The organism is Bacteroidota bacterium (assembly GCA_030706745.1).
Lineage (GTDB): Bacteria > Bacteroidota > Ignavibacteria > Palsa-1295 > Palsa-1295 > PALSA-1295.
The window spans coordinates 1-22,012 of sequence record JAUZNX010000002.1; the positions used below are offsets into that span (position 1 = coordinate 1).

Here is a 22,012-nt window from a genome sequence, read left to right on the forward strand (position 1 = left end):
ACGATCGCTGGCGGTTTGACGGTCAACGGCGGACTGACGCTGGGTACGGCATTGGCGGTCGCGCAGGGCGGCACGGGTCAGACGAGCTACACGGACGGTCAGTTGCTGATCGGTAACTCGACGGGCAACACGCTGACGAAGGCGACGCTGACGGGGACGACGAACGAGATCTCGGTGGCGAATGGCTCCGGCTCGATCACACTCTCGACGCCGCAAGCAATTGCGACGACGAGCACTCCGCAGTTCGCCAAGCTGGGCCTCGGCGCGGCGGCGGGTACGGAAGTGCTGGAAGTGACGGGTAACATCAAGACGCTGAGCAGCGGTACGATCACTGCCGCCGGCAACCTCAGCGCTGCGAGCACATTCACGGTCGCCGTGGTAACTGCCACGGTCGCATCCAATGCGACGACGCTCGATAATACTCACACGTTCTTTATCATCCCCACGAACGGACAAACGGTCGCCGTCACAGCGCCCGCGACCGCAACAGGGAAGATAATCTACGTCGAAAACTCGAGCGGTTTCATAACGTCTGGTATCGCAGCGGTGCCGAACAATTCGACCTGGCAGCTCATCTACGACGGTGCCCAGTGGGTACACGCGAACTAAACTATCCCATCTCCCCGCTCCGCGTCGCTATGAAGCGTCACTGCGGAGCGGGGGTGATACTCGCTCGACAGTCACACAAATTTCGAAGATTTTCACCCTTTAGTACTCACTGTTATGAAACGCATTCTGCTTTTTGCATCGCTCGCACTGCTTTCGCTCGCGTCAGTGGCCGGCGCCCAGGTCCGACAGACCGCCCTCTATATCGATAAAGGCGATGGGACGCTGACCACGCTCCAGTCCAACGGCGCTGGTACCATCACGCTGCCGGCCATCACCGGCACGGCGACCATCCAGGGCAACACGTTTAATGGCGCAAGCCAACTCGTGCAGCTCAACGGTTCCACGCAGTATCCCGCCATCGATGGCTCGCTCATCACGCTGCTCAACGGCTCGGCTGTTGCGAGCGGACTCGTTCCGCTGCAGTGGGGCGGCACGCACACCGATCTGCATTTGACCGGCGGTGCCAGTTTCGTGCTCCGGCAAAACAGCGCGGGCGCGGACATCACTGTCTCGCAGCTTGCGCAGGCGGATATCAGCGGTCTGACGACGCTCAGCAGCCCGACTTTTGCGGGGCTGACGCTCTCGAGCCCCCTTACCGTCGCCAACGGCGGCACGGGACTCGCGACGCTGACCGCGCACTCGATCCAGGTTGGTAACACCACCGGCAACGTGACGCAGCTTGCGGTTGGCTCGACCGGCACCATCCTGACGGGTGTGAGCACTTCGGACCCATCCTTCAGCGCGACGCCGACGCTTGGGGTCGCCGGCACGACTGCCGGGACGCTCGCGCTTTCCGGCCTCACATCTGGTACAGTCACATTGCAATCCGCGGCAGCGGCCGGCGGTCATGCCGTCACGTTCCCGGATGCCGGCGCCGATGCCAGCGCCGTCCTTAGTACCTACGCCACCACAGGCGGCCAAACCATCGCGAACACCACGGACAACGCTGGAATTAACAAGGCGCTCACGGTTAGCTTGTCCAACTCGGGAGTGACCAACGAGCACGTCGGGCTTCAATTTAACGTCATTGGTGGCTCGTCCTCTTATGATGTTCTGGGCACGAGCATCTGGTCCATCACTCCGAACGGCAACGGCACCTTTGGGCAACTCACCGCCAGCTCGGCACCGGGTGCGGGCATTGGCGCGCTCAGCGTTACCAATACCTCCGGCTCGGCTGCGCCTGCGGTCGGCATCAAGATCACGGCGAACACGGCGAACGCGAGCAATGCCAATGATGGTATCACCTTCAACGTCGCCAATGCTGGCGCGGGCGGCACGGCCAACGATATCGTCGGCTCGGGTACGACCTGGAAGGTTACCAGCGCGGGTGCAATCACATCCACTAGTCTCGATGCCGGGAGCGGCACGATCACGACCAGTGGTGCGCTCCAAACGACAAGCACGGGCAACATTACCGCCAGCGGCACAGGCAACATCAACGCCACGGGTGGCGCGTTGCAGACGGCTGGCACGACACGCGTTGATAACAGCGGCAATCTTTCGAACATCGGCACGATCACCGCAAGCGCGGCACCGGCAACGACAGTCGCAGTGCTGGACGTGACAAACACGTCAGCCCTTGCTTCGGATATCGGTGCAAAGCTCACCGTCTCCGGTGCTGGCACGGTAAATTCGGGTCTGACTTTTGCCGTCTCCGGCGCAGGCACGAACAACGATATCGTCGGCACCACTAACAGTTGGTCCATCTCCAGCACCGGGGCTGCCTCCGTCGGAAGTCTCAGCTCCTCCAACGATATTATCACCACCTCGGGGAATTTCAAGACCGGTTCGACCACCCGCATCTCCAGCACCGGAGCGGGGACGCTTGCGAGCCTCAACAATTCCAGCGGTGGCATCACAAACGCGGGTGCAATCTCCGGAGCGGCGACGATTGCCGCAAGTGCGGCTCCGCCGACGGGCTTCGCAGTGCTCGACGTAACAAGCACGTCAGCCCAGTTGTCGGATATCGGTGCAAAGCTCACCGTATCCGGCGCGGGCACGGTGAATACTGGTTTGACTTTCGCCGTCTCCGGCGCAGGCACAAACAATGACATCCTCGGCTCAAGCAGCACCTGGAAAGTCACGGCGGCAGGAGCGGGGACGCTCGCAAGCCTTGATGCCGGTAGTGGCACGATCACGACGAGTGGGACGATTCAGACCACGAGCTCGGGTAACATCAACGCAGCCGGAAATCTGCAGACGGGAGGGACCACACGCATCTCCAGCGCCGGAGCCGGGACGTTCGCAAGCGTTGATGCCGGTAGTGGCCTCATCCAGACCACTGGCAATGTGCAGGCCGATCACGCAGTTGCGACGACTTCAAGGGGTACCTCGACGCCAGACGTTGGTGGTTACTACAAGGATAACGCGATTGCAGGTTGGGGAGTCTTCACGAGTACTGGAGGAACGACATTTAAGTTTGGCTTCGCCTCTTGCACCAAGAACGCAACGGGGAATTACACAGTCGTGCTTCAGAATTCTCTTTCAGCCTATGCCGTAACAGCCACGGTTTCAGGGAGTGGTTCGAACGCTTGGGTGACTGCAACACGAACCAACGGCACTGACATCGAGGTGGATACCTACGATGGTCTGACAGGTAACGCTGCAGATGAGGATTTCAATATTATCGTCGTCGGTCGACCATAATTGCATTCGTTTCATGGCCGCTCGTCCCCTGCCGGGACGAGCGGCTTTTGATTGAGAATTATGAATTCGCATTCATAATTGATTGAGGTACTTGCATTGAGGAAATTTTCGTCGTAACTTTGTTTTCAAGGCGGGCGTATCAAGAAAACTACTGCCGAAGTTCTTGAAAACCTTTCTTGTTGACAGTGAGAAAGGTCGCTCTGTGAAAAGTGAGTCTCGAAGTTTAGAGAAATTCCGTAGGCCGTCGCCTTTCTGATTTTCTCAGCCACCTGTTCTTTTTTTTTTTTAGGGTTTTAGCGCATGAGCCTATGCGCCTTTGGAAGCGAGTAGAAGCGCATCCGGAGGGCCAGGGCTTCCTGGCGCCGTTTATTTTCTGTTCTTCTTTCTTTTTTTCGGACTGCCCCCCATGCGGGGGCACGCCGGTAACTGCGGGCCGCTACAAAGTGACCAGCAACGCGCTTTTAGCTCTTCGGAGCTGGCACGCGGCTGTGGGTCCCAAAAGCGCCCCTGGCGATGGCGGTGGCTATTAGTAGTTCTGTTCTCTTCTCTGTAGTATCTCTTTCTTAACAATCATGAAAACACGAATGACCGCCGGGATGGTGGTATCAGCTCTGTTCTTGACTCTGATCCTGGCACTCATGGTGCCGGCCCCAGCGCTCCGGGCGCAGCAGGCTTCGAGTATTGAGAGTGTCGATGTTCCACACCTGATCAGCTATCAGGGCATGGTTACCGACCGCGCCGGCTCACCGATTGCGGACGGCCATCACGTGGTCACGGTCCGCATCTATGGCGGTGCCGATGCCGCTTTGGGCGCGGGCCATGGCTCACTGCTCTGGGAGGATCAGTTCGATGTCACGACGGCGAACGGTGTGTTCTCCGTGATGCTCGGCAGCCACACGGCATTGCCGCAGCCACAGGGAATGAACGCTTCGCTCTACCTGACTTCGACGATCGATGGGACACCGGAGCCAGCCACGCGGCAGCCGATCACGGGCGCCCCGTATGCAATGACCGTCGCCAATGGCGCGATCACTGCCGATAAGATGGCGACCGATTACGTCGCCTCGATTACGCTGAACGGCCAAAAGATTTCGGGCAAAGGCTCGAGTGTCAACTTCGTGACCGGCAACGGCATTGCCGCCACCTATGATGCGGCGACGAACTCGATCGTCATGAGCGGCGCCACCCAAAACGCCAACGCCAAAGGTGCCCAGGTCCAGGACGATGGACATAAGGGCGATAAAGGTGATAAAGGCGATAAGGGCGACAAAGGAGACAAAGGCGACCACGGTGATAAGGGTGATAAAGGCGACAAAGGGGATAAGGGCGATAAAGGAGATAAAGGCGATGGCGGTAACACCGGCTCGACCGGCGCGGCCGGCAGCAAGTGGTACTCCGGATCGAGCGCGCCGGCGAGCACGCTTGGCGTCAGCGGCGACTACTACCTGAACACCTCGAATGGCAATGTTTATACAAAGACATCGACCGGCTGGGGTTCCGCGATCGAGAATTTGACCGGCCCGATGGGTCCGCAAGGCCCTCAGGGCGCAACAGGCGCAACAGGCGCAACAGGCGCAACAGGTGCGACTGGAGCAACCGGCGCGACTGGTCCGATGGGACTTACCGGTGCCACTGGTGCACAAGGTGCAACAGGTCCGCAAGGCCCGCAGGGTAACACCGGTGCCACTGGCCCGCAAGGCTTGACCGGAGCACAGGGCCCGGCCGGCAATGATGGCGCAACTGGTCCACAAGGTCCGCAAGGTCCGGCCGGTAATGATGGCGCGCAAGGCGTGCAGGGCCCGCAGGGTCCGACAGGCCCGACCGGCCCCACTGGCGCAGTCGGCGCGACGGGCGCAACCGGCCCGCAGGGTCAGCAGGGCGTGCAAGGCCAACAGGGCCCGCAAGGTCCGCAGGGTCCGGCCGGAGCAAACGGCACCAACGGGACCAACGGCGCGACCTGGACGTCCGGCAGCGGTTCGCCATCGGATGCCAATGGCAACAATGGCGATTTCTATCTCAACACGGCCAACGGCTCTGTGTATCAGAAGACGAGCGGCTCGTGGGGTTCCTCGATCGCGAACATCACCGGACCGCAAGGCCCGACAGGTGCAACCGGAGCGACCGGACCTGCCGGCTCGACAGGACCGACGGGACCACAAGGCCCGCAAGGTGTTCAGGGCCTAACTGGCCCGCAAGGCCCGACCGGACCGCAGGGTGTAACTGGAGCGCAAGGTGCAACTGGTCAGCAGGGTATTGCCGGGACCAATGGCACGAACGGTACCAACGGTACGAACGGCACCAATGGTACGAATGGCGCCACGTGGTACACTGGCACGACCACGCCATCGAACAGCACCGGCAACAATGGCGATTATTACATGAATACGTCGAACGGTAACATCTATCAGATGTCCGGAGGCGCATGGTCGCAGACCGGAACGCTCGCGAGCAGCGGCGGCATGACCAACCCGATGACGACACTCGGCGACATGATGTACAAGAGCTCGACCGCGAATCCCGATCGTCTTCCGATCGGTTCGACTGGTGCGGTGCTTCAGGTCCGCAATGGCGTGCCGGTGTGGGATACGCTTCCCTCGACAGCATCCATCACGACTCCATCGGGATCGTCGTTGAACATTAACAACACAAATACCACGTCTGGCACGACTGCGATCAACATCAATAATACCGGTAGCGGCAACGTGAACCTCGCTGGTGGTGGTGGTGTGGTTATGATTAATGGTGGACTAAGTCTGCACAAGATCACAGTTACGAACCTAACGAGTGGCGTCAAGTACTACACAATGGATACTAGCACAAGTGGCTATCCTCGTGACCTTTTCATTGAGGTGGATGCAAGCAATAGTGGCGGCTCAACACATGCCATCACTAGCGCTAATAGCGGTGATGTTGTGATCAATCTGCCTCCCGCATCTTCTGTCCCTGGGCGCGTTATCTTTATCGTGGCTAAGAGTCATCTTTCAACATGGACATCGGGTTCGCGTCCGACTGGAGCCAACTACATCTTTCTGCAAACGGCTTCGGGAGACGGGATTTCTGGTTCATCTGGGCTTGTTTATACAACTTATATCAATTCGGCCGCCCAATACGGTACCCTCACTCTTGTAAGCGATGGCGGATCGAATTGGTATTACCTCGCCCACAACTAAATTTTCATCACGTCAGAGAGAGTTCATGGGATGAGCGATCATCCCGAACGCCCCGGCATCGCTTGCCGGGGCGTTTTTTTTGCGCGCGCCGCGCGTGTAGGTGCAAGCTCCCGCTTGCACCTTCCTCGAGTAGTTGCGCGATCGCGGGGTGCAAGCAGGAGCTTGCACCTACACGTCGGTGGTGCAAGCAGGAGCTTGCACCTACACGTCGGTGGTGCAAGCAGGAGCTTGCACCTACACGTCGGGGTGCAAGCAGGAGCTTGCACCTACACGTCGGGGTGCAAGCAGGAGCTTGCACCTACACAGCGTCTAAGCCCATTGCTAATCGGCAGTCGGGGGCGAGATACGTGCCGGGCCAGTCCTCCCAGTTTCGGACGAGTCCGGCCTTGACCGGATTGAAGATGGTGTACCAGATGGCCGGTCCGAGTCTACCCTTTCGCACGACTCGATCGTATGTCTCCCGCTGCCAGAACTGCCCCACGGAGCCGAGCACGCTGTTCGCCCTTCGCGCGGTGTAGGTCTTATGGCTCTGCATCACCTCGTAGAGCTTACGGCCAGAGCGCAAGTCGAAGACGGCATGCACGTGGTTGGGCATGATCGCGTAGGCGTAGAGTTGGATCTCGTTTCGATCGAGATGGGCGAGGGAATCGATCAGTATGTCGCGGATTTCTGCGCGCTGCAGGTGATAGGGGCCGTTGGTGTGAAGCAACGCGTCGAAGGCATCGAAGAGGCGTTGCTGGTCGAGTTCTGTCTCGGCGGATTTGTGGCGCTCAATGAGCGGCTGCAACTGGGCGTTCGGGATCGAGCCATTCAAACGATACGTGACAAAATAGGGGGCGTCCTTCGGATCGAAATGCGGGAGGTGGTTGCGATAGAAATGATCGGGTACGCTCAGGGAGTCTTCGAATTGCATCGTGCAAAAATACGGTGGTGCAAGTTGCACCTTTCTCGGGTCGGTGGGCAGTGTTGGGGTGAGGGGGAGATGGGGGTGCAAGCTGGAGCTTGCACCTACACGTCCGGAAGAGAAATCGGCAAGTCACGGGGATGTCTGCTGGGAATCGGTGTTCATAGTTTTCAAGAAAGTGGTGCTTTTATGAAAATTAAACTCAAAAGAGAGAGGCGGAAGGATGAATTTCGTCAAAAACTGACGTTTTGGTAATATTCTAACGAAATGTTTCCAAAATCGCCTGTTCTTTCCGCAATGGCTTTCACGTTAATAGATATTTGAAACTCACCAAGCGCGTGCGTTGTATAACGGCTCTGAATTCAGGTTAATCGATGTGCTTTCGCAACGAAGTGCAATTCCGATCTGGATTACCAAGTTCTTCTTGCATTTGAGTCTCGGATTTAGTAAAGCAAATGGCGGCCTGCGCGCGAGAGTAGAAGCTTGCGCAAGGCCAGAGAAATGACTAGCCGCGTCCCCACACGCGTGCTACGATGTGCGGATCAAAGCCCGGGCTATTGCTCGGAATGGGGCGTTTCACCACGCTCTTTCCAAACGGGCTGGAAAATAGCGAATTTCGCGAAAACGACTCAAGGGTCGTGTTGGACGAGATGAACCAGGAATATCACTGAGGTTTTCAAATTGAAATAGTGGCTGGCGACGAATACCAGGCACAATGCTGAATTGAGCATCGCGTCTCCGTTCGGTTCTTCATTCTGAAGCACTCTGAAGGTGGTATTCGCAAGAGTAGAAGCTTGCGAATGCCCGCCGCAACATCATGTGCGGGGATCTGCTGCCAGGGATACTGGCGGCCAGGAAACGGTAGTTGGACAATCTAATGCTGATGCGACGGCTTTACGCATCCGCTGCGATTGTGCTTACTCTTGCCTTCGGGTTACCGACGGTGGGAATGGCGCAATTCCAGCAGGATACGCAGTTTTTTGATGATGGAACAGGACTCTCAGCAGTCCTGCGCACCATCACATCCGGCGCCGACCTTCCCTCGACGAAAGAAGTCCTCGGTCTGACGTTACCCCCCACGCCATCCAGTTCGACAGCGGTTGGCATGTTGACCGAGGCTCTTTTTTCGATTGACAGCGCGAATGCAGTCATTCGCGTACCAGAACCCATGCTGGCGATGACTTCTCCCAGTTCCCCCCGCACCATTAGTTATCAGGGCATCTTGCGGAATGAGTATGGGACCGAGGTCGCCAATGGTGAGTATGCTGTCACGATACGGCTCTATGGAGATTCGAGCGGAAGCCGGGAGTTGTGGCGAGATACTTACCAAGTGCAGGTTTCCAATGGAGTATTCAGTATTCTTCTCGGCTCTGGCACGCAGCCGCTGCCGGATGCCGCAACACTCGATCGGCCGCTTTGGCTTTCGATGCAGGTCGGCGCCGGAGAAGAAATGCGACCGTTTTCCCCGCTATCGGCAGTGCCCTATGCCCTGAACGTTGCGGATAAATCCATCTCGGCCAGCAAGATTTCCGCAGATTATGTACGGTCTCTTTCGATCAACGGCCAGACCGTTGTCGGTAACGGGGCTGACATCGCAATCCGGACCGGCGATGGTATTGCGGCGACAGTGGATCCTCAAACGGGTTCAATCTTGCTGCAGGCCAACGGCACAGGGTCGACAGGCAAGGGCGGCGAGATTCAAGGCAACACTACCATCAGTGGAGCGCTGACTGTGACGGGCTCGACAACGCTCGGAAGCGGATCCAGCACGCCGATTACTATCAATAGTTTGACCGCCAATTTGCCCGTCAAGTCCAATAGCAACAAGCAACTTGTGAGCGCTGCCATCGATCTGGCGAACACGAGCGAGAGCGATGTTACTGGCGTCCTCCCTGCGGGACATGGCGGTACGGGCCAGTCCAGCTACGCAACAGGCGATCTACTATACGCTTCGTCTTCGACATCGCTATCGAAACTCGGAGTCGGCACGAGAAACCAGGTGCTCGGGGTGTCTGGTGGTTTGCCCGCCTACGTCGAGAACGGGGCTACGATCACGAATACGGTCAGTACTCCAGCGCAGCTCACAGGCAGTGTCGACAACTACACGGTCGATGCTTCGTCCACCTATATCCGCCTGAGTAATACCAGCGGAGGACCCATCGACCTAACAGGAATTAATAGCACAGGTATTTCAAGTGGTCGCGTCATTACACTTGTGAACATGAGTTCGTCGAGTTCAAACGCGATCGTAATCAAACACCAGGGATCATCCTCCGCCGGTAATCAATTCGATCTTCCCGGAGCCAGCGACATGATCCTGGGGCCACGCGGCGCGGCGACGTTTATCTACGACGCGACAGCAGGGTTCTGGGAGTTCTACTCCTCAAATTGATCAGAAAGTTTTTTGAAATGAACAGTTCTCTTTTTGAAGTCAAACCGTGTGACTTAAACCACAAAACCACAATGAAACATCGATTGACGAAAATAATACTTACTGCCCCTATCCTGGCGGCGGTTCTCTTCCTTACCACCCCCGGCTGGTCGCAGACCTACAAACCGGACTGGGCGACGAAGATCGTACTGGCCGGCGGTCAGAATGATCCAGCAAATCCTGTCAGGCTTCTTGCTCCTGCCAACGCGGCAGGTGGTATTAACTTGACGCTGCCAGCATCCCTCGGAACGAACGGCTTCGTTCTCAAAACCGATGGATCCGGCGTCATGTCCTGGGTTGACATCGTGTCGGCGATTAATGCGAGTTCCTCGATCATTAACGTCGCGAATGGCGGTACTGGTGTTGCTTCGCTGACGGCCCATGGAGTCGTCATCGGCAACGGAACGTCTGGTGTCAACGTCACGAGCGCCGGCACTGCCGGGCAATTGTTGGCAAGCGGCGGCGCGTCGGCAGACCCGACTTGGGTCACGACAGTGCCGATCGCCAATGGCGGTACCAACGGCACTGCAACTCCAACTCTCGGTGCCATTGCATACGGCACGGGAACGGCATACGCGTTTAGTGCAGCCGGAACATCCGGTCAGGTTCTTCTCTCAGGCGGTACGGGTTCGCCGACCTGGAGTGATGGCGCAGGCAATTTCATCATTAACGGAACCGGAGCCCAGGCGAGCTCAAATTTTAATATCAGTGGGACGGGCAAAGCTGCAACGAGCTTCGTCGCGCCACTCTTCAACGGCGCAGATAATGGAGCGGGTGCCGGCACAGCTGCAACGTTCCGCGCCGGCAATGGTACGGGTGCTGCTGGTGGTAACTTGGTCCTTGCATCTGGCTCGGGCACGGCGGCGGGCACGGTGGCCATCAACTATGGATCGAGTACCGGACTCTCCATCAGCAATGCCGGCGTTGTGGCATTACCGGCCTATTCCACCAATGGTGTTGCGCACTTCACCGGTGCGAACGGGACTGTGGGTTCGAGCCTGATTGTCAATGCGGATGTTGCGAGCAACGCCGCAATCGACTTCAGCAAACTCGCCACATTGGCGACCGGCCATATCATTGCCGGTAACGGCGGTACGGCAACAGACGTAACCGTTGGCGGTGATGCCACCATCGGTGCCACTGGGGTGCTGACGGTCACCAAGATCAATGGGGTTACGGTCAACAGCACAGCGACCGACAAGAATATTCTGATTGCCGATGGAACACAATGGAATTCCGTTGCGGCTAGCGGCGATGTCACGATTGCTGCAAATACCGGGACGTTACACGTCGATGCGGTGCAGACCGGCGCAGGTTCTTCCATCGCGACAGCGATAAACTCGAGCTCTTCGAATGCGATCAATGGTGACAACATCAAAACGGATGCGACGCTCAAGGTTACGAGCAACAATCTCGGAGTCGATCTATCGCATGCGAACACCTGGACTGGCACACAAACGCTGCAGGGTGTAAGCCTCACCTCAGCGACGGTGGCCATTACCGCCAGCCCAACCAATAATTTGGCGCTCGGAACAACAGGTACCTACTTCTATCTCAATCCCGATGCCGCTCACGATCTGACTGGCATTGCTGGTGGATCCAATGGCAGAATGCTCGTTCTGATCAACAAGACGGCTAATGCTGTCACGATCGATCATGACGCCACTTCCACGGCTGCAAATCGGTTCTGGCTTCCTGGCGGCGAGAATATCATTCTTGCGACCGATGGTACTGCCACGTTTATCTACGATGGGACTGCCGGCGGTGACGGTCTTGGCCGTTGGCGTATGATTTCGGCGCAGTAATCGCCGAAATGGCCTCTCTCTGAAAGAGAGAGGGGCCGAAGGAGAAGCTACCGCACGGTTCGGCAGCGACTCATTCGGTCCTATTCTTCCCGTTATGGGAAGTGCGCGATCGTTCTCTCATTTGTTCGAGGGGTGGACGGCGCGACTACTGTTTGAACGTCTCGAACGTGACTTTGATGTTTTTGATAGTGGTTGACTACTGACACGGCGGTCCTTAAGTCGAAGGACCGCCGGTCAGTTGTGGTTTTATCGACCACGATAGAATTTCGAATTGCAACTTCTTTGTGGTGCCATGGAGGGTCTAGTCCATCGCAGTTGTCGGAGGATTAGTGAATGTGGGTCATCCGCTCGATTTTGGGCCCGCCAGAGCTTTGGCAGAACACAATGTGAATTGGAATGGCGTGACAAATACGCACGCCACGAGTAGGAGAAAAAATGAAGACGGTACTACACCGGCATCTTGTTCGGACAATCGCGCTCGTCGCGCTTGTGGGTTGGGCGATCGTGCCGCAAGCTCACTCACAGACGTGGACGAAAGAGCATGCGCGCGCCCTGATCTTGTCAGGAGGCAATACGGATGTGGTCAATACTCTCACGCTCCAGCTATCAGGCAACACTGCGGGTGGTGTCACATGGACCCTGCCGGCTTCAAATGGTTCGAACGGTCAAGTGCTCTCGACGAATGGGTCGGGTACGCTTTCGTGGTTGACCGTACTAATCAATCCGATGACGACATCGGGTGACCTGCTCTATGAGAATGCTACACCGACTCCCGCTCGACTGGCAGGCAACGCCACGGCGACCAAGAATTTCCTTACGATGACAAACAGCGTGCCCGCCTGGGGCACGATCGCACAGGCGGATGTCTCTGGCTTGACAACGGCAAGTTCACCAAGCTTTGCAAGTATCGCACTGACAAACACGACGAACCAACTGGTGCTTGGCACGACGCGGACAGCGACAATCACCGCTCCGACACCTGCGACATCGAGTCGGACGTATACGATTTCGGATCCCGGTGGTGACGCGAGCTTCATCATGTCGACAATGGGGAGCGCCCAGTCAATCGCGGGCGGACTGACTTTGACCGGGACAACGACAATCAACAATTTCGGCTCATCGACAACTGAAATCGGAAATGTCGCAGGCTTCGGCAACGTGACGATTGGTAATACGGGCACGGGAACAGGAACTGTGATAATTCTCGGCGGGGCGACAGGCGCTGTGAACATCAACAACTCGGGTGCTGGCACGACTAGCCTTGGAACCGGGACAGGAAACACATCTATTGGCAACCCAACCGGGACAACGGCCATCACCGGCTCGAACTGGAAGATCACGACTGCGGGTATATTCCAGGGCGCTGACGCAGCGACAGGCACAAACGCGACTTTCCGAGCAGGAGATGGTAGTGCGAACGGTGGTGGCACGCTGACAATTCGCGCGGGTGCCGGCACAGGTGCGAACGCTGGAGGAGCGGCATCACTAACTGGAGGCACTGGCGGCGCAACGGGCAGTGGCGGCAATACGTCGGTACAAGCGGGCACGGGTGGGGCAACATCAGGTGCTGCGGGAACGCTGACGTTGCAGGGCGGCTCGGGCGGTGCGAGTGCGACGGCTGGTGGTGCAACCACGGTCATTGGTGGCACTCCCGGCGCGACAGGAATTGGTGGCAACGCAACGCTGCAAGGGGGACCGGGAGGATCGACGTCTGGCGCTGCTGGTACAGCGTCCGTTACTGGTGGAACCGGAGGTGCAAGCGCCACCGCTGGTGGAAATGCGACACTTACAGGTGGGACTCCTGGCGCAACAGGACTTGGCGGGAATGCAACGGTCCAAGGCGGAACGGGTGGCTCGACATCCGGAGCGGCCGGATCAGCATCGCTCATCGGCGGCACGGGTGGTGCCAGTGCAACGGCTGGTGGGACGGTTTCCGTAATCGGTGGTACGCCGGGAGCGACTGGTATTGGTGGAACTGTCACTGTTGCAGGTGGTGCAGGTGGCGCTACCAGTGGCGCTGGAGGAACCGTCAACGTGAATGGAGGATCACCGGCTACGACAGGAGCTGGCGGCGCAGTCTCGATCCTTGCTGCCAATGGCCTGCTTGCCGGCGCTGGAGGTAATGTGAGTATCAATGCTGGAAATAGCGGCGCAACCTCGGGAGCGGCTGGTACTGCCACACTAACGGCTGGCAATGCTGGAGCAGCCACGGTTGCGGGTGGAGCGGTATCGATAACGGGCGGTACCGGCAATACGACAGGTGCCGGTGGTGCAGCGTCTGTTCTGGGTGGCACGGCTGGAGGGACGGGTAATGGCGGGGCGGTAGCTGTGACCGCCGCCGCCGGAGGCTCAACTTCTGGTAATGGTGGCGCTGTGACAGTCACTGCCGGAGATGCGGTGAGCGGTGTTGGTGGAACGCTGATCGTCCGTGCTGGCAACAGTGCTGGCAGCAATGCGGGCGTTAACGCGTCGTTTACCGGTGGCAATGCAGGTTCGAGCGGCACTGGCGGTGGCGCGGTAATAGCCGGTGGTACCGGCGGAACGAGTAATGCAGCGGGAGGTATAGCCTCCGTCACAGGTGGCTTGGGCGGTTCGGGTGGCACGTCCGGGACGGGTGGAGCAGCAAGTCTTGTCGGTGGTCAGGGAGGTTCTAATGCATCGGGATCGGCGGGCGGCGCAGTTAGCATCACAGGCGGTGCCGGAGGAAGCACGAGCGGCGCGGGTGGGGCAGTAACCGTCAGTGGCGGAACACCAACGAGCGGCGCAGGCGGTGCCGTGACTCTGCAAGGGGCAGCCGGCGTGGGGACAAATCAGAATGGAGGAAATGCAACGATCACTGCTGGCGCTGCAACGGGTTCTGGTACTCCAGGGACGGCATCGATCACGGCGGGCGCTGGCGGGACTAACACGGCGGGAGCCACAGCCTCTATCACGGGCGGAAGCGGTAACGGTAGCGGCGCTGGCGGAGCCAGCAACGTTACTGGCGGTGCGGCAGGCACAACGGGTGCTGGTGGTGCGGTCGCGATTGCCGGCGGTGCTGGTGGTGGTACAAGCGGTGCAGGTGGTGACGTGTCGATTAATGCTGGAGATGCGACGACGACAGGTGCGGGGGGTGCTTTGACAATGACGGGGGGAACTGGACTTCTCGCAGGCGCAGGTGGCAATGTCAGTATCACCGCGGGAAACAGCGGGGCAACCTCTGGAGCGGCTGGTACTGCCACACTAACGGCTGGTAATGCTGGTGCAGCCACGGTTGCGGGTGGAGCGGTATCGATAACGGGTGGCACAGGCAATACTTCAGGTGCCGGTGGAGCAGCTTCTGTTTTGGGTGGTACGGCTGGAGCGACCGGTGCTGGCGGCGCTGTAGTTATTACCGCCGCGAATGGAGGTGCAACGAGTGGTGTGGGCGGTGCCATAACAATCACGACAGGTAACGGAGTAGGTTCCACTGGTACCGGTGGTGCACTCTCGTTAACTGCCGGTGACGCACCGACTGGCCAATCGAATCGTAGCGCCGGGGGCATAACGCTTGATGCTGGCAACTCTACTGGAACAGGTACCTCAACTATCACCTTTATGGTGGCGCGGGCCGGGTCAAGTGGAACGACGACAAACACCTCTGCTGCGGCAGGAATGTACTCAGGCGGTACGCACCTAGTTGCAATGACCGCCACAAGTAAAGGAGCCAATTCTACGATGACCGCGGCAGAGATGACTGGCGGAATGATTAACTATACAGGCGGTGCAGGTACGTTAACCACACCTAGTGCTGCCACAATAATTGCAGGTTTGCCAGGAGTCACTGCGGGTATGGCCTTTGACTTTAGAGTGGTTAATACTGGAAGCGGAACCGCAACTCTCACCGCTGGTTCAGGAGTCACCTTAGTCGGCACCGCTACTCTTGCAACCGCCGATATGGCGGGTTCTTGGATGGTGTTAATCACGAACACCGGAACACCGGCTGTCTCTATCTATAGGACAGCCCGATAAAGGTACGCGTGTTAGGTGTACCCAGGCGCCTGGGTTGCTACCGAAGATGGCACGACCGACGCGTTTCCGCGGTGCTCCTGGTCAGAACATGAGCTTGCGGGCCCTCCTCTTCTCTTGAGGATCCATGGGGGATCCGCCTGCTGAACGGAGGGAGTGCCGGTATCGTTATTAATAGGTAGAGATCGGCTGGAGAGCCGGCTCCTTTGTTCGTCGATGCATTCACAGTTAGTCAAGCGGGACACCGTCATCGTTCTGCGCTAACACTTGTCGCAACTACCGGCCTTTGCAGCGTTTCGACACGCTGGGATGCAGCGGTAAATTCTTCGCTTATTATGAGAACCGATCGAATTCATTCGAGCCGGCACATTCTCACGCTGGCTATTGCCTTAATGCTGTCGTGTAGCACTGCTCGCGCGCAAACGTGGCAAAGTGCCCACGCGCGGTCCGTGATACTGCCGGGCAGCGGGTCCGACGTCGCACACACAATCACATTGGAGGCGCCCTCTCTATCGAGTGGGCTCACGCTTACATTTCCGGCTTCCATCTCGAATGGTGGTGTGTTGATGACCGATGGCAGCGGCAATCTCTCATGGCTGACGGGCGTGCTCGTTAACCCGATGACCGCCTCTGGCGACATTATCTTTGAGAACTCGACTCCTGCACCCACACGGCTCGCTGGCAACTCATCCGCGACAAAGAACTTCCTGACGATGACAAGCAGCGTGCCCACATGGGGCACGATCGCGCAGGCCGACGTCAGTGGGCTGACGATTGGCAGTTCTCCCACGTTTGCGGGTTTGTCACTCTCCGGCACTTCAAACCAAATTGTGCTCGGCTCAACGAATACGACGACGCTCAGCGCTCCGGCTCCATCGGCAAGCCGAACCTACACGCTGCCAGATGTTGGTGGAGATGCTACTATTGCTCTCATTTCCGGGACAGAGGCTCCCGGAGGCGTTCTATATGCATCGTCCGCAAATGCTCAATCAAGTTCGGCTGCCGGGACCTCGGGGCAATTCTTACTTTCCGGGGGTACCGGGGCTCCGACCTGGGGCAGCGCAATGTCGATGGTGTCCGGTGTGTCAAACGGTAACTTCAACGATGGGGCCTCCGCATTCCCCATGGGGATGGGTCCTGTCGCAAATGCAACGATCAGTGTTACTAATGAGAATGTAATGCTCATCACGAGATCCGGGACTATCAGTAATCTTTATGTGGCTGTTCCAACCACCCCTGCCTCAGGCAAAGACTACAAGCTCGTCATCATGAAGAATGGGTCCGCCTCAAGCGTAGCAGCTGACATAACCAACGGCAATACTACCGCTCAAGACACAGTGAACTCGCTAACCGTTGCCGCAGGTGACCGTATTAGTATTAAGATGACGCATAGCATTGCCGCTGCAACGAATGGTAAGGCTCTTTGGGCATTCGAACTAACGTATCCTTAGCAAATTGGGCTGTCCGGCGGGCTCGCGCTAACATGCCGTATTTTTGCAGGGCATGTTAATACTCGACGGTAATTCTCTCACGATCGAAGATGTCGCGCTCGTTGCTCACGGCCAGGAGCGGGATATTCGTATCGCTCCGGAAGCTCGCACCCGAATTGAACACTCTCGCAAGCTCGTTGAAGATTGGGTAGCAAACGGTGAAACGATATACGGCATCACGACTGGCTTCGGTGAGTTTGCGAACATCAGCATTCCACAGGACCAGATTCGTCAGCTCCAGCAGAATCTGCTTCGCTCGCATAGTGCCGGAGTTGGTGAACCGCTTCCTGCGGAAGTCGTTCGTGCCATGCTATTGCTGCGGGCTAATGCGCTGGCGAAGGGGTGCTCTGGTGTGCGGTCTCTCGTCATTGAGCAATTGTTGAAAATGCTGGCGGCGGATGCGCTGCCGGTCATTCCCTCGCGCGGTAGTGTTGGCTCGTCTGGCGATCTTGCTCCGCTGGCGCATCTGGCGCTAGCGATGACGGGGGAGGGTTACATTTCAATGCCGATTCACGGCCAGGATGGGCGCGCTACCCAACCCGCTGCCGAAGCTTTGAGGTTGATGGGAATTGAGCCGCTCCGGCTCGAAGCCAAGGAAGGTCTTGCGCTGATTAATGGTACACAGATGATGACGGCCATTGGCTGCCTGTCATTGCATCGCGCCCAGCAACTGGCCGAATTGGCGGACATTTCGGCTTCCATGTCATTTGAAGCCTTGCGAGCGACCGACCGGCCATTCGATGCACGGATTCATGCGGCAAGGCCGCACGCCGGCCAGATGCTCGTTGCCGGACGAATGAGGAGGTTGATCGCAGGCAGCGAAATTCGCGAGTCGCATCGCGAACATGACCCTCGAGTGCAAGATGCTTATTCCATCCGCTGCATTCCGCAAGTACATGGCGCAGTACGGGACACCATCGAGTTTGTTCGTCACACGCTGGAAATAGAAATCAACTCCGCAACGGATAATCCGCTAATCATTCCTGACGAGGAGAATGGTGCGCATCTCGAAGGAGGCAATTTCCACGGGGAGCCAATTGCGTTTGCTTTAGATTATCTGGCGATTGCCACCAGCGAACTGGCGAGTATCTCGGAACGCCGTATTGAGCGGCTCGTCAATGGTGCGCTCTCGGGCGGCTTGCCACGGTTTCTCGCGAAGAATGGTGGGCTCAACTCTGGCTACATGATCGCGCAATACACAGCGGCGGCGCTCGTCAGTGAAAATAAAGTGCTGGCACATCCGGCCAGCGTCGATTCCATTCCGACGAGCGGTAATCAGGAAGACCACAACTCGATGGGTTCTGTTGCGGCACTCAAGTTGAGAACGGTGATCGAAAATGTTGAGCGCGTCCTTGCCATTGAACTACTGATATCTGCACAGGGAATCGATTTCCTGAAGCCGCTGAGGCCGGGCAAGGGGAGTGGCGAAGCATACGATCTGGTGCGGTCACGTGTGCCGATGCTGGAGCACGACCGCAACGTTTCGGACGATATTGCGGCGGTGCTGGCGCTTCTGAAGGAGCCAGCTCTCTTTGAAATTCAATAGACTCAATTGAATCCATTGATTCCATAGAATCTATCTCACCCAGTCGGGTAGATCTGGTATAACAAGAAATAGATAATCACGCCCGTTGCGCTGACGTAAAGCCAGATTGGGTAAGTCCAGCGGGCAATCTTGCGATGTTTCTCATATCGGCCTCGCAAGCCGAAAATGAGAGTGATCGTTGCGAGCACCGGCACTGCAGCAGCTAAGATGGTGTGAGTTGTGAGCAGGGTGAAGTACATGGGACGGATAATTCCAGTCCCACCAAAATGGAGCACGCCGGCATTGAAATGATAGGTCAGATAAGAAATCAGAAACAAAATCGAGGTTGTGAATGCCGCGATCATCAGTGAACGATGCTGTTGGATGGCGCCGTGCTTGATGCGATTGTGAGCGACAAGCAGCAGTACCGCGCTCGTGCCGTTCAGCGTGGCGTTCAGGGCTGGGAGATCACTAATGGTCATTAAGAGTGTTCGTTCTTCAATGCGTCAATACCGGCAAGCACCTTTTTCGTAACGTCCGCTTCCGAACCGAGATAGTATCCTCGAATGTGACCTCGCGCATCGATCAGCACGAAGCGGGTGCTATGGACGATTGGTGGATTTTGGTCGCCGCCAACACTATCGAGCGGCAGGTGAAAGCCATCCTTTGTGATTGCGTAAATGGCCGAGACAGGGCCGGTCAAGAATTGCCATTGCTTCGGGTTGGCACCATGCTCAGCGGCGTAGGTCGCGAGCGTCGATATACTATCATTGGTCGGATCGGCGCTAAAGGAAACAAGTCGGATCTCCGGCTGATCTTTGAGGGCCGTCTGCAGTGTGTGCATCTGCCCTGTCATAATGGGGCAGACCGTGACGCACCGCGTGAAGAAAAGATCGGCGATCCAGATATGGCCTTTGAGGTCATCACGCGAAACAGACTGGCCGCGTTCGTTAACAAGCGAAAAATTCGGAATCGTCCCGAAATCATCGAGCGGTGGCGCTGCGTTGCGTTGGCCCAGCCATTTTGATAGCGCAAAGGCACCAATGGCGATTAGCGCAATGACGAGAACAGTCCATAAAGCACGTTGGGAGTTTCGCAAGTTCATCGAGGAGTGCCAACAGAATTGCCGGTAAGAGAGTGGCAGGCTGAAATTTAGAATGCTTGTCCGACACCAAAATGCCAATTGCTCGTACCGAGCCCGAACAGGTGATGCCCAAAGATCCACGCGCCGGATGAAGATGGAGTGATGGGAGTTGTATTGGTTGAGAACTCACCACTCGGATCATAGAGCTTCAAACCCCAGTCAGCTCGTAGTGCACCGAAAAAGGTATTGTATCGAAAGCCGAGTCCAATCGTTTGTGCCATAAAGTGTAACGAAAGAGTCTTCGGGTAGTCCCACAAGATATTATCCCAGACATTTCCCGCATCATAAAAGAGCACGAAGCGAACCGGACTCGATAATTTTTGCCATGACGTGAATTCCTGCGCATATCGAAACGGAGCGTAGCGATATTCAAGATTAAATTCGAGATCGTTGTATCCACCTTGATTGACTGGAGCGTTCGAATCCGCAGAAACCAGCAACGCCTGATCCGTCCATCCGCGATTCGAACTTGCTCCTCCGCCAAAGAACCGGTGATTATATGATGGGAATTGCCCGTTGCGAATTACTCGCGACCCACCCACCCGCAAACGCGCAGCGATAACATCTCCGCCAGTGGTACCGAGATCGTGATAGAATTTGATCTGTGGCACGAGTTTCAAGTAAGCAGAACTGGAGTGTCCTCCGATCTTAATGTCAGGCCATCCTAATTCAGCAGAGAAGGAGATCAGGTTTCCTTCCGTTGGATTGATCGGGTCGTTGGTCCGATCGTCTTGATACGAAATCGAGGGCAACAGATTGTACTGCTTATGCGGCAACAGTCCTTTGGCCTCGATCAGCGAATCACCCTTTCCGGTAATGAATTCGAACAGAAGATCTGGCGTGAGTGCAGTGCGATTATCGATTTGGCTGATGATGATGTTCGAGCCAATGTGGAATGAGGCGCTCGTATCGGTAAACGCGTGAATATTCGTATCGGAGACTTCCCGTTGGATGTCCCGGCTCAGCCCGAGACCTGTGATGAGGGGAATTCGTCCGAGCCCAATGTATGGCAAGAGATAGTCAAGACTGGCGCTGAACCGTTGTTGTGTATAAGGGATCGGTTGATAGGAGACTTGAAAATTGAAATTATCGGCGGTCTGCGAAAGATTCCGATTGGTGTATCCAATGCCACCGCCAAACACGGTGCCTTGCGAACCTGTCCCCGCATAGACATTGAGTGGGACCTCCTGCCGCCGCCGCATGCGAAGTAAGACTTGCAACGGTATTGCTGCACCATCGCGGAGTGAATCCGGAAGCCTCCTAATGTATCCGGTATCGAGCGATACACGCGCAAGATCGAATGTACCGAGCTTCATGAGGTTCGCCTCCGTCCGTTGAATATCGGAGAGTTTGTACCACGCACCACTATCGGTCATCAGTTGTGCCTTGATGACGGGAATCGCGACGTGAGTGGGCTCGGCCGTGTTCGTGTCATAGATAATACTCACGGCGCCATAGCGATAGCGATGGCCGGGCGTGAAATAGATGCTGACGTTTACGGTCGTTCGTCCTTCGAGATTTTCCACCACGACTGTGTCGTATCGGAAATTCGGATAACCATTCTCGATCATGATGCCGGTCAGCCGGTCGATCTCTTTGGCGGCGGCTGCGCGAGACCACTGTTGCCCAGTCTTGATCGTTACGTGCTCGGTAAGTTCAGGCTGGAATTGGTTTGGAAGGGTCTCGAGTCCTGCCAGCGCCACGCGGGAAATGGTAAAGGGCGGCCCTTCGTGAATATGAAATGTGACCGTATCCGCAACGCTGGGTGGGCCATTGCTCTTCTTTTCGTTTGGATTCCGCATGAGCTTCTCATGCCGAAGATAATCGTTGAAGAGTTTCAAGTCATTGCTGTTCTGGCCAATGGTAAAGGTGCTCCGCGCCAGCAGAAACCCGTGATCGCGGTAGTAGAGGTTGAGTGCTGCCGTATCTCTCGTGAGGGTGCTCATTTCGAGCTTCTGACGCGGAGCGCCGAATAATTTCAACGTCCAACGATAGAGGCGTGTGCTCCAAATGCCGCTCGCCTTCGTCGCGATGACCGTCGCAAGTTCGTCGGAAGAGAGTGCCTGATTGCCTTCAAACTTTATGGCATCGACCTCTCCTGGCGCCGCACCAGGGAATTCCCGTTCCGGCGGCGCGGTGAATTGCGCTCGCACAATGCCGCTCTGGACCGCGAGGAGCGTTACCAAAAGCAACATGACTCGCCACAGTGGGCGCGCTGAAAGGAATCGTGAGAGAAGTCGCATCACGGATATCGGCAAGAATTCTTTGCAAGCAACATGCCGCGTCCGGCTATAATCACGC

12 protein-coding genes are annotated in these 22,012 nt (G+C 57.0%); 8 read left to right on the forward strand and 4 right to left on the reverse strand.

Annotation, left to right across the window (positions count from 1 at the left end; all coding sequences use genetic code 11):
- From Q8902_02665 to Q8902_02675, 3 genes are all read left to right on the forward strand, one after another.
- A partial coding sequence (locus tag Q8902_02665; GenBank protein MDP4198455.1) for a hypothetical protein occupies positions 1-609 on the forward strand: 609 nt, incomplete at its 5' end.
- Positions 610-723: 114 nt separating this feature from the next.
- The gene (locus tag Q8902_02670; GenBank protein MDP4198456.1) at positions 724-3,255 is read left to right on the forward strand and encodes a hypothetical protein; all 2,532 of its coding nucleotides are present in this window, start codon (positions 724-726) and stop codon (positions 3,253-3,255) included.
- 572 nt (positions 3,256-3,827) lie between these two features.
- The gene (locus tag Q8902_02675) at positions 3,828-6,425 is read left to right on the forward strand and encodes a hypothetical protein (protein MDP4198457.1); all 2,598 of its coding nucleotides are present in this window, start codon (positions 3,828-3,830) and stop codon (positions 6,423-6,425) included.
- Positions 6,426-6,723: 298 nt separating this feature from the next.
- On the opposite strand, the gene Q8902_02680 is transcribed toward Q8902_02675, so the two are convergent.
- A complete protein-coding gene (locus Q8902_02680; protein MDP4198458.1) occupies positions 6,724-7,338 on the reverse strand; it encodes a transposase in 615 nt (204 codons plus the stop codon).
- Positions 7,339-8,212: 874 nt separating this feature from the next.
- Between Q8902_02680 and Q8902_02685 the strand changes: the two genes are divergently transcribed.
- From Q8902_02685 to hutH, 5 genes are all read left to right on the forward strand, one after another.
- Positions 8,213-9,721 carry a hypothetical protein gene (locus Q8902_02685; GenBank protein MDP4198459.1) on the forward strand — a complete coding sequence of 503 codons (1,509 nt, stop codon included), beginning with the start codon at positions 8,213-8,215 and terminating at the stop codon, positions 9,719-9,721.
- Between the two features lie 71 nt (positions 9,722-9,792).
- Complete coding sequence (locus tag Q8902_02690) at positions 9,793-11,565, forward strand: hypothetical protein (GenBank protein MDP4198460.1); 1,773 nt, start codon at positions 9,793-9,795, stop codon at positions 11,563-11,565.
- Between the two features lie 435 nt (positions 11,566-12,000).
- Positions 12,001-15,555, forward strand: a complete 3,555-nt coding sequence (locus Q8902_02695; protein MDP4198461.1) for a hypothetical protein — start codon at positions 12,001-12,003, stop codon at positions 15,553-15,555.
- A 332-nt stretch (positions 15,556-15,887) separates the two neighbouring features.
- Entirely contained in the window at positions 15,888-17,003 is a 1,116-nt protein-coding gene (locus Q8902_02700) for a hypothetical protein (GenBank protein MDP4198462.1), read from the forward strand.
- Positions 17,004-17,055: 52 nt separating this feature from the next.
- Entirely contained in the window at positions 17,056-18,588 is a 1,533-nt protein-coding gene (gene hutH / locus Q8902_02705) for a histidine ammonia-lyase (protein MDP4198463.1), read from the forward strand.
- Between the two features lie 35 nt (positions 18,589-18,623).
- On the opposite strand, the gene Q8902_02710 is transcribed toward hutH, so the two are convergent.
- Genes Q8902_02710 through Q8902_02720 form a run of 3 tightly spaced genes read right to left on the reverse strand, consistent with a single transcriptional unit; the run spans position 18,624 to position 21,954 of the window.
- Positions 18,624-19,049: a DUF420 domain-containing protein gene (locus Q8902_02710; GenBank protein ID MDP4198464.1), complete on the reverse strand. Its 426-nt coding sequence runs from the start codon at positions 19,047-19,049 to the stop codon at positions 18,624-18,626.
- The gene (locus Q8902_02715) at positions 19,049-19,672 is read right to left on the reverse strand and encodes an SCO family protein (GenBank protein ID MDP4198465.1); all 624 of its coding nucleotides are present in this window, start codon (positions 19,670-19,672) and stop codon (positions 19,049-19,051) included. Before Q8902_02715 ends, Q8902_02710 begins: the two co-directional genes overlap by 1 nt.
- 47 nt (positions 19,673-19,719) lie before the next feature.
- Positions 19,720-21,954: a BamA/TamA family outer membrane protein gene (locus Q8902_02720; protein ID MDP4198466.1), complete on the reverse strand. Its 2,235-nt coding sequence runs from the start codon at positions 21,952-21,954 to the stop codon at positions 19,720-19,722.
- Between the last annotated feature and the right edge of the window lie 58 nt (positions 21,955-22,012).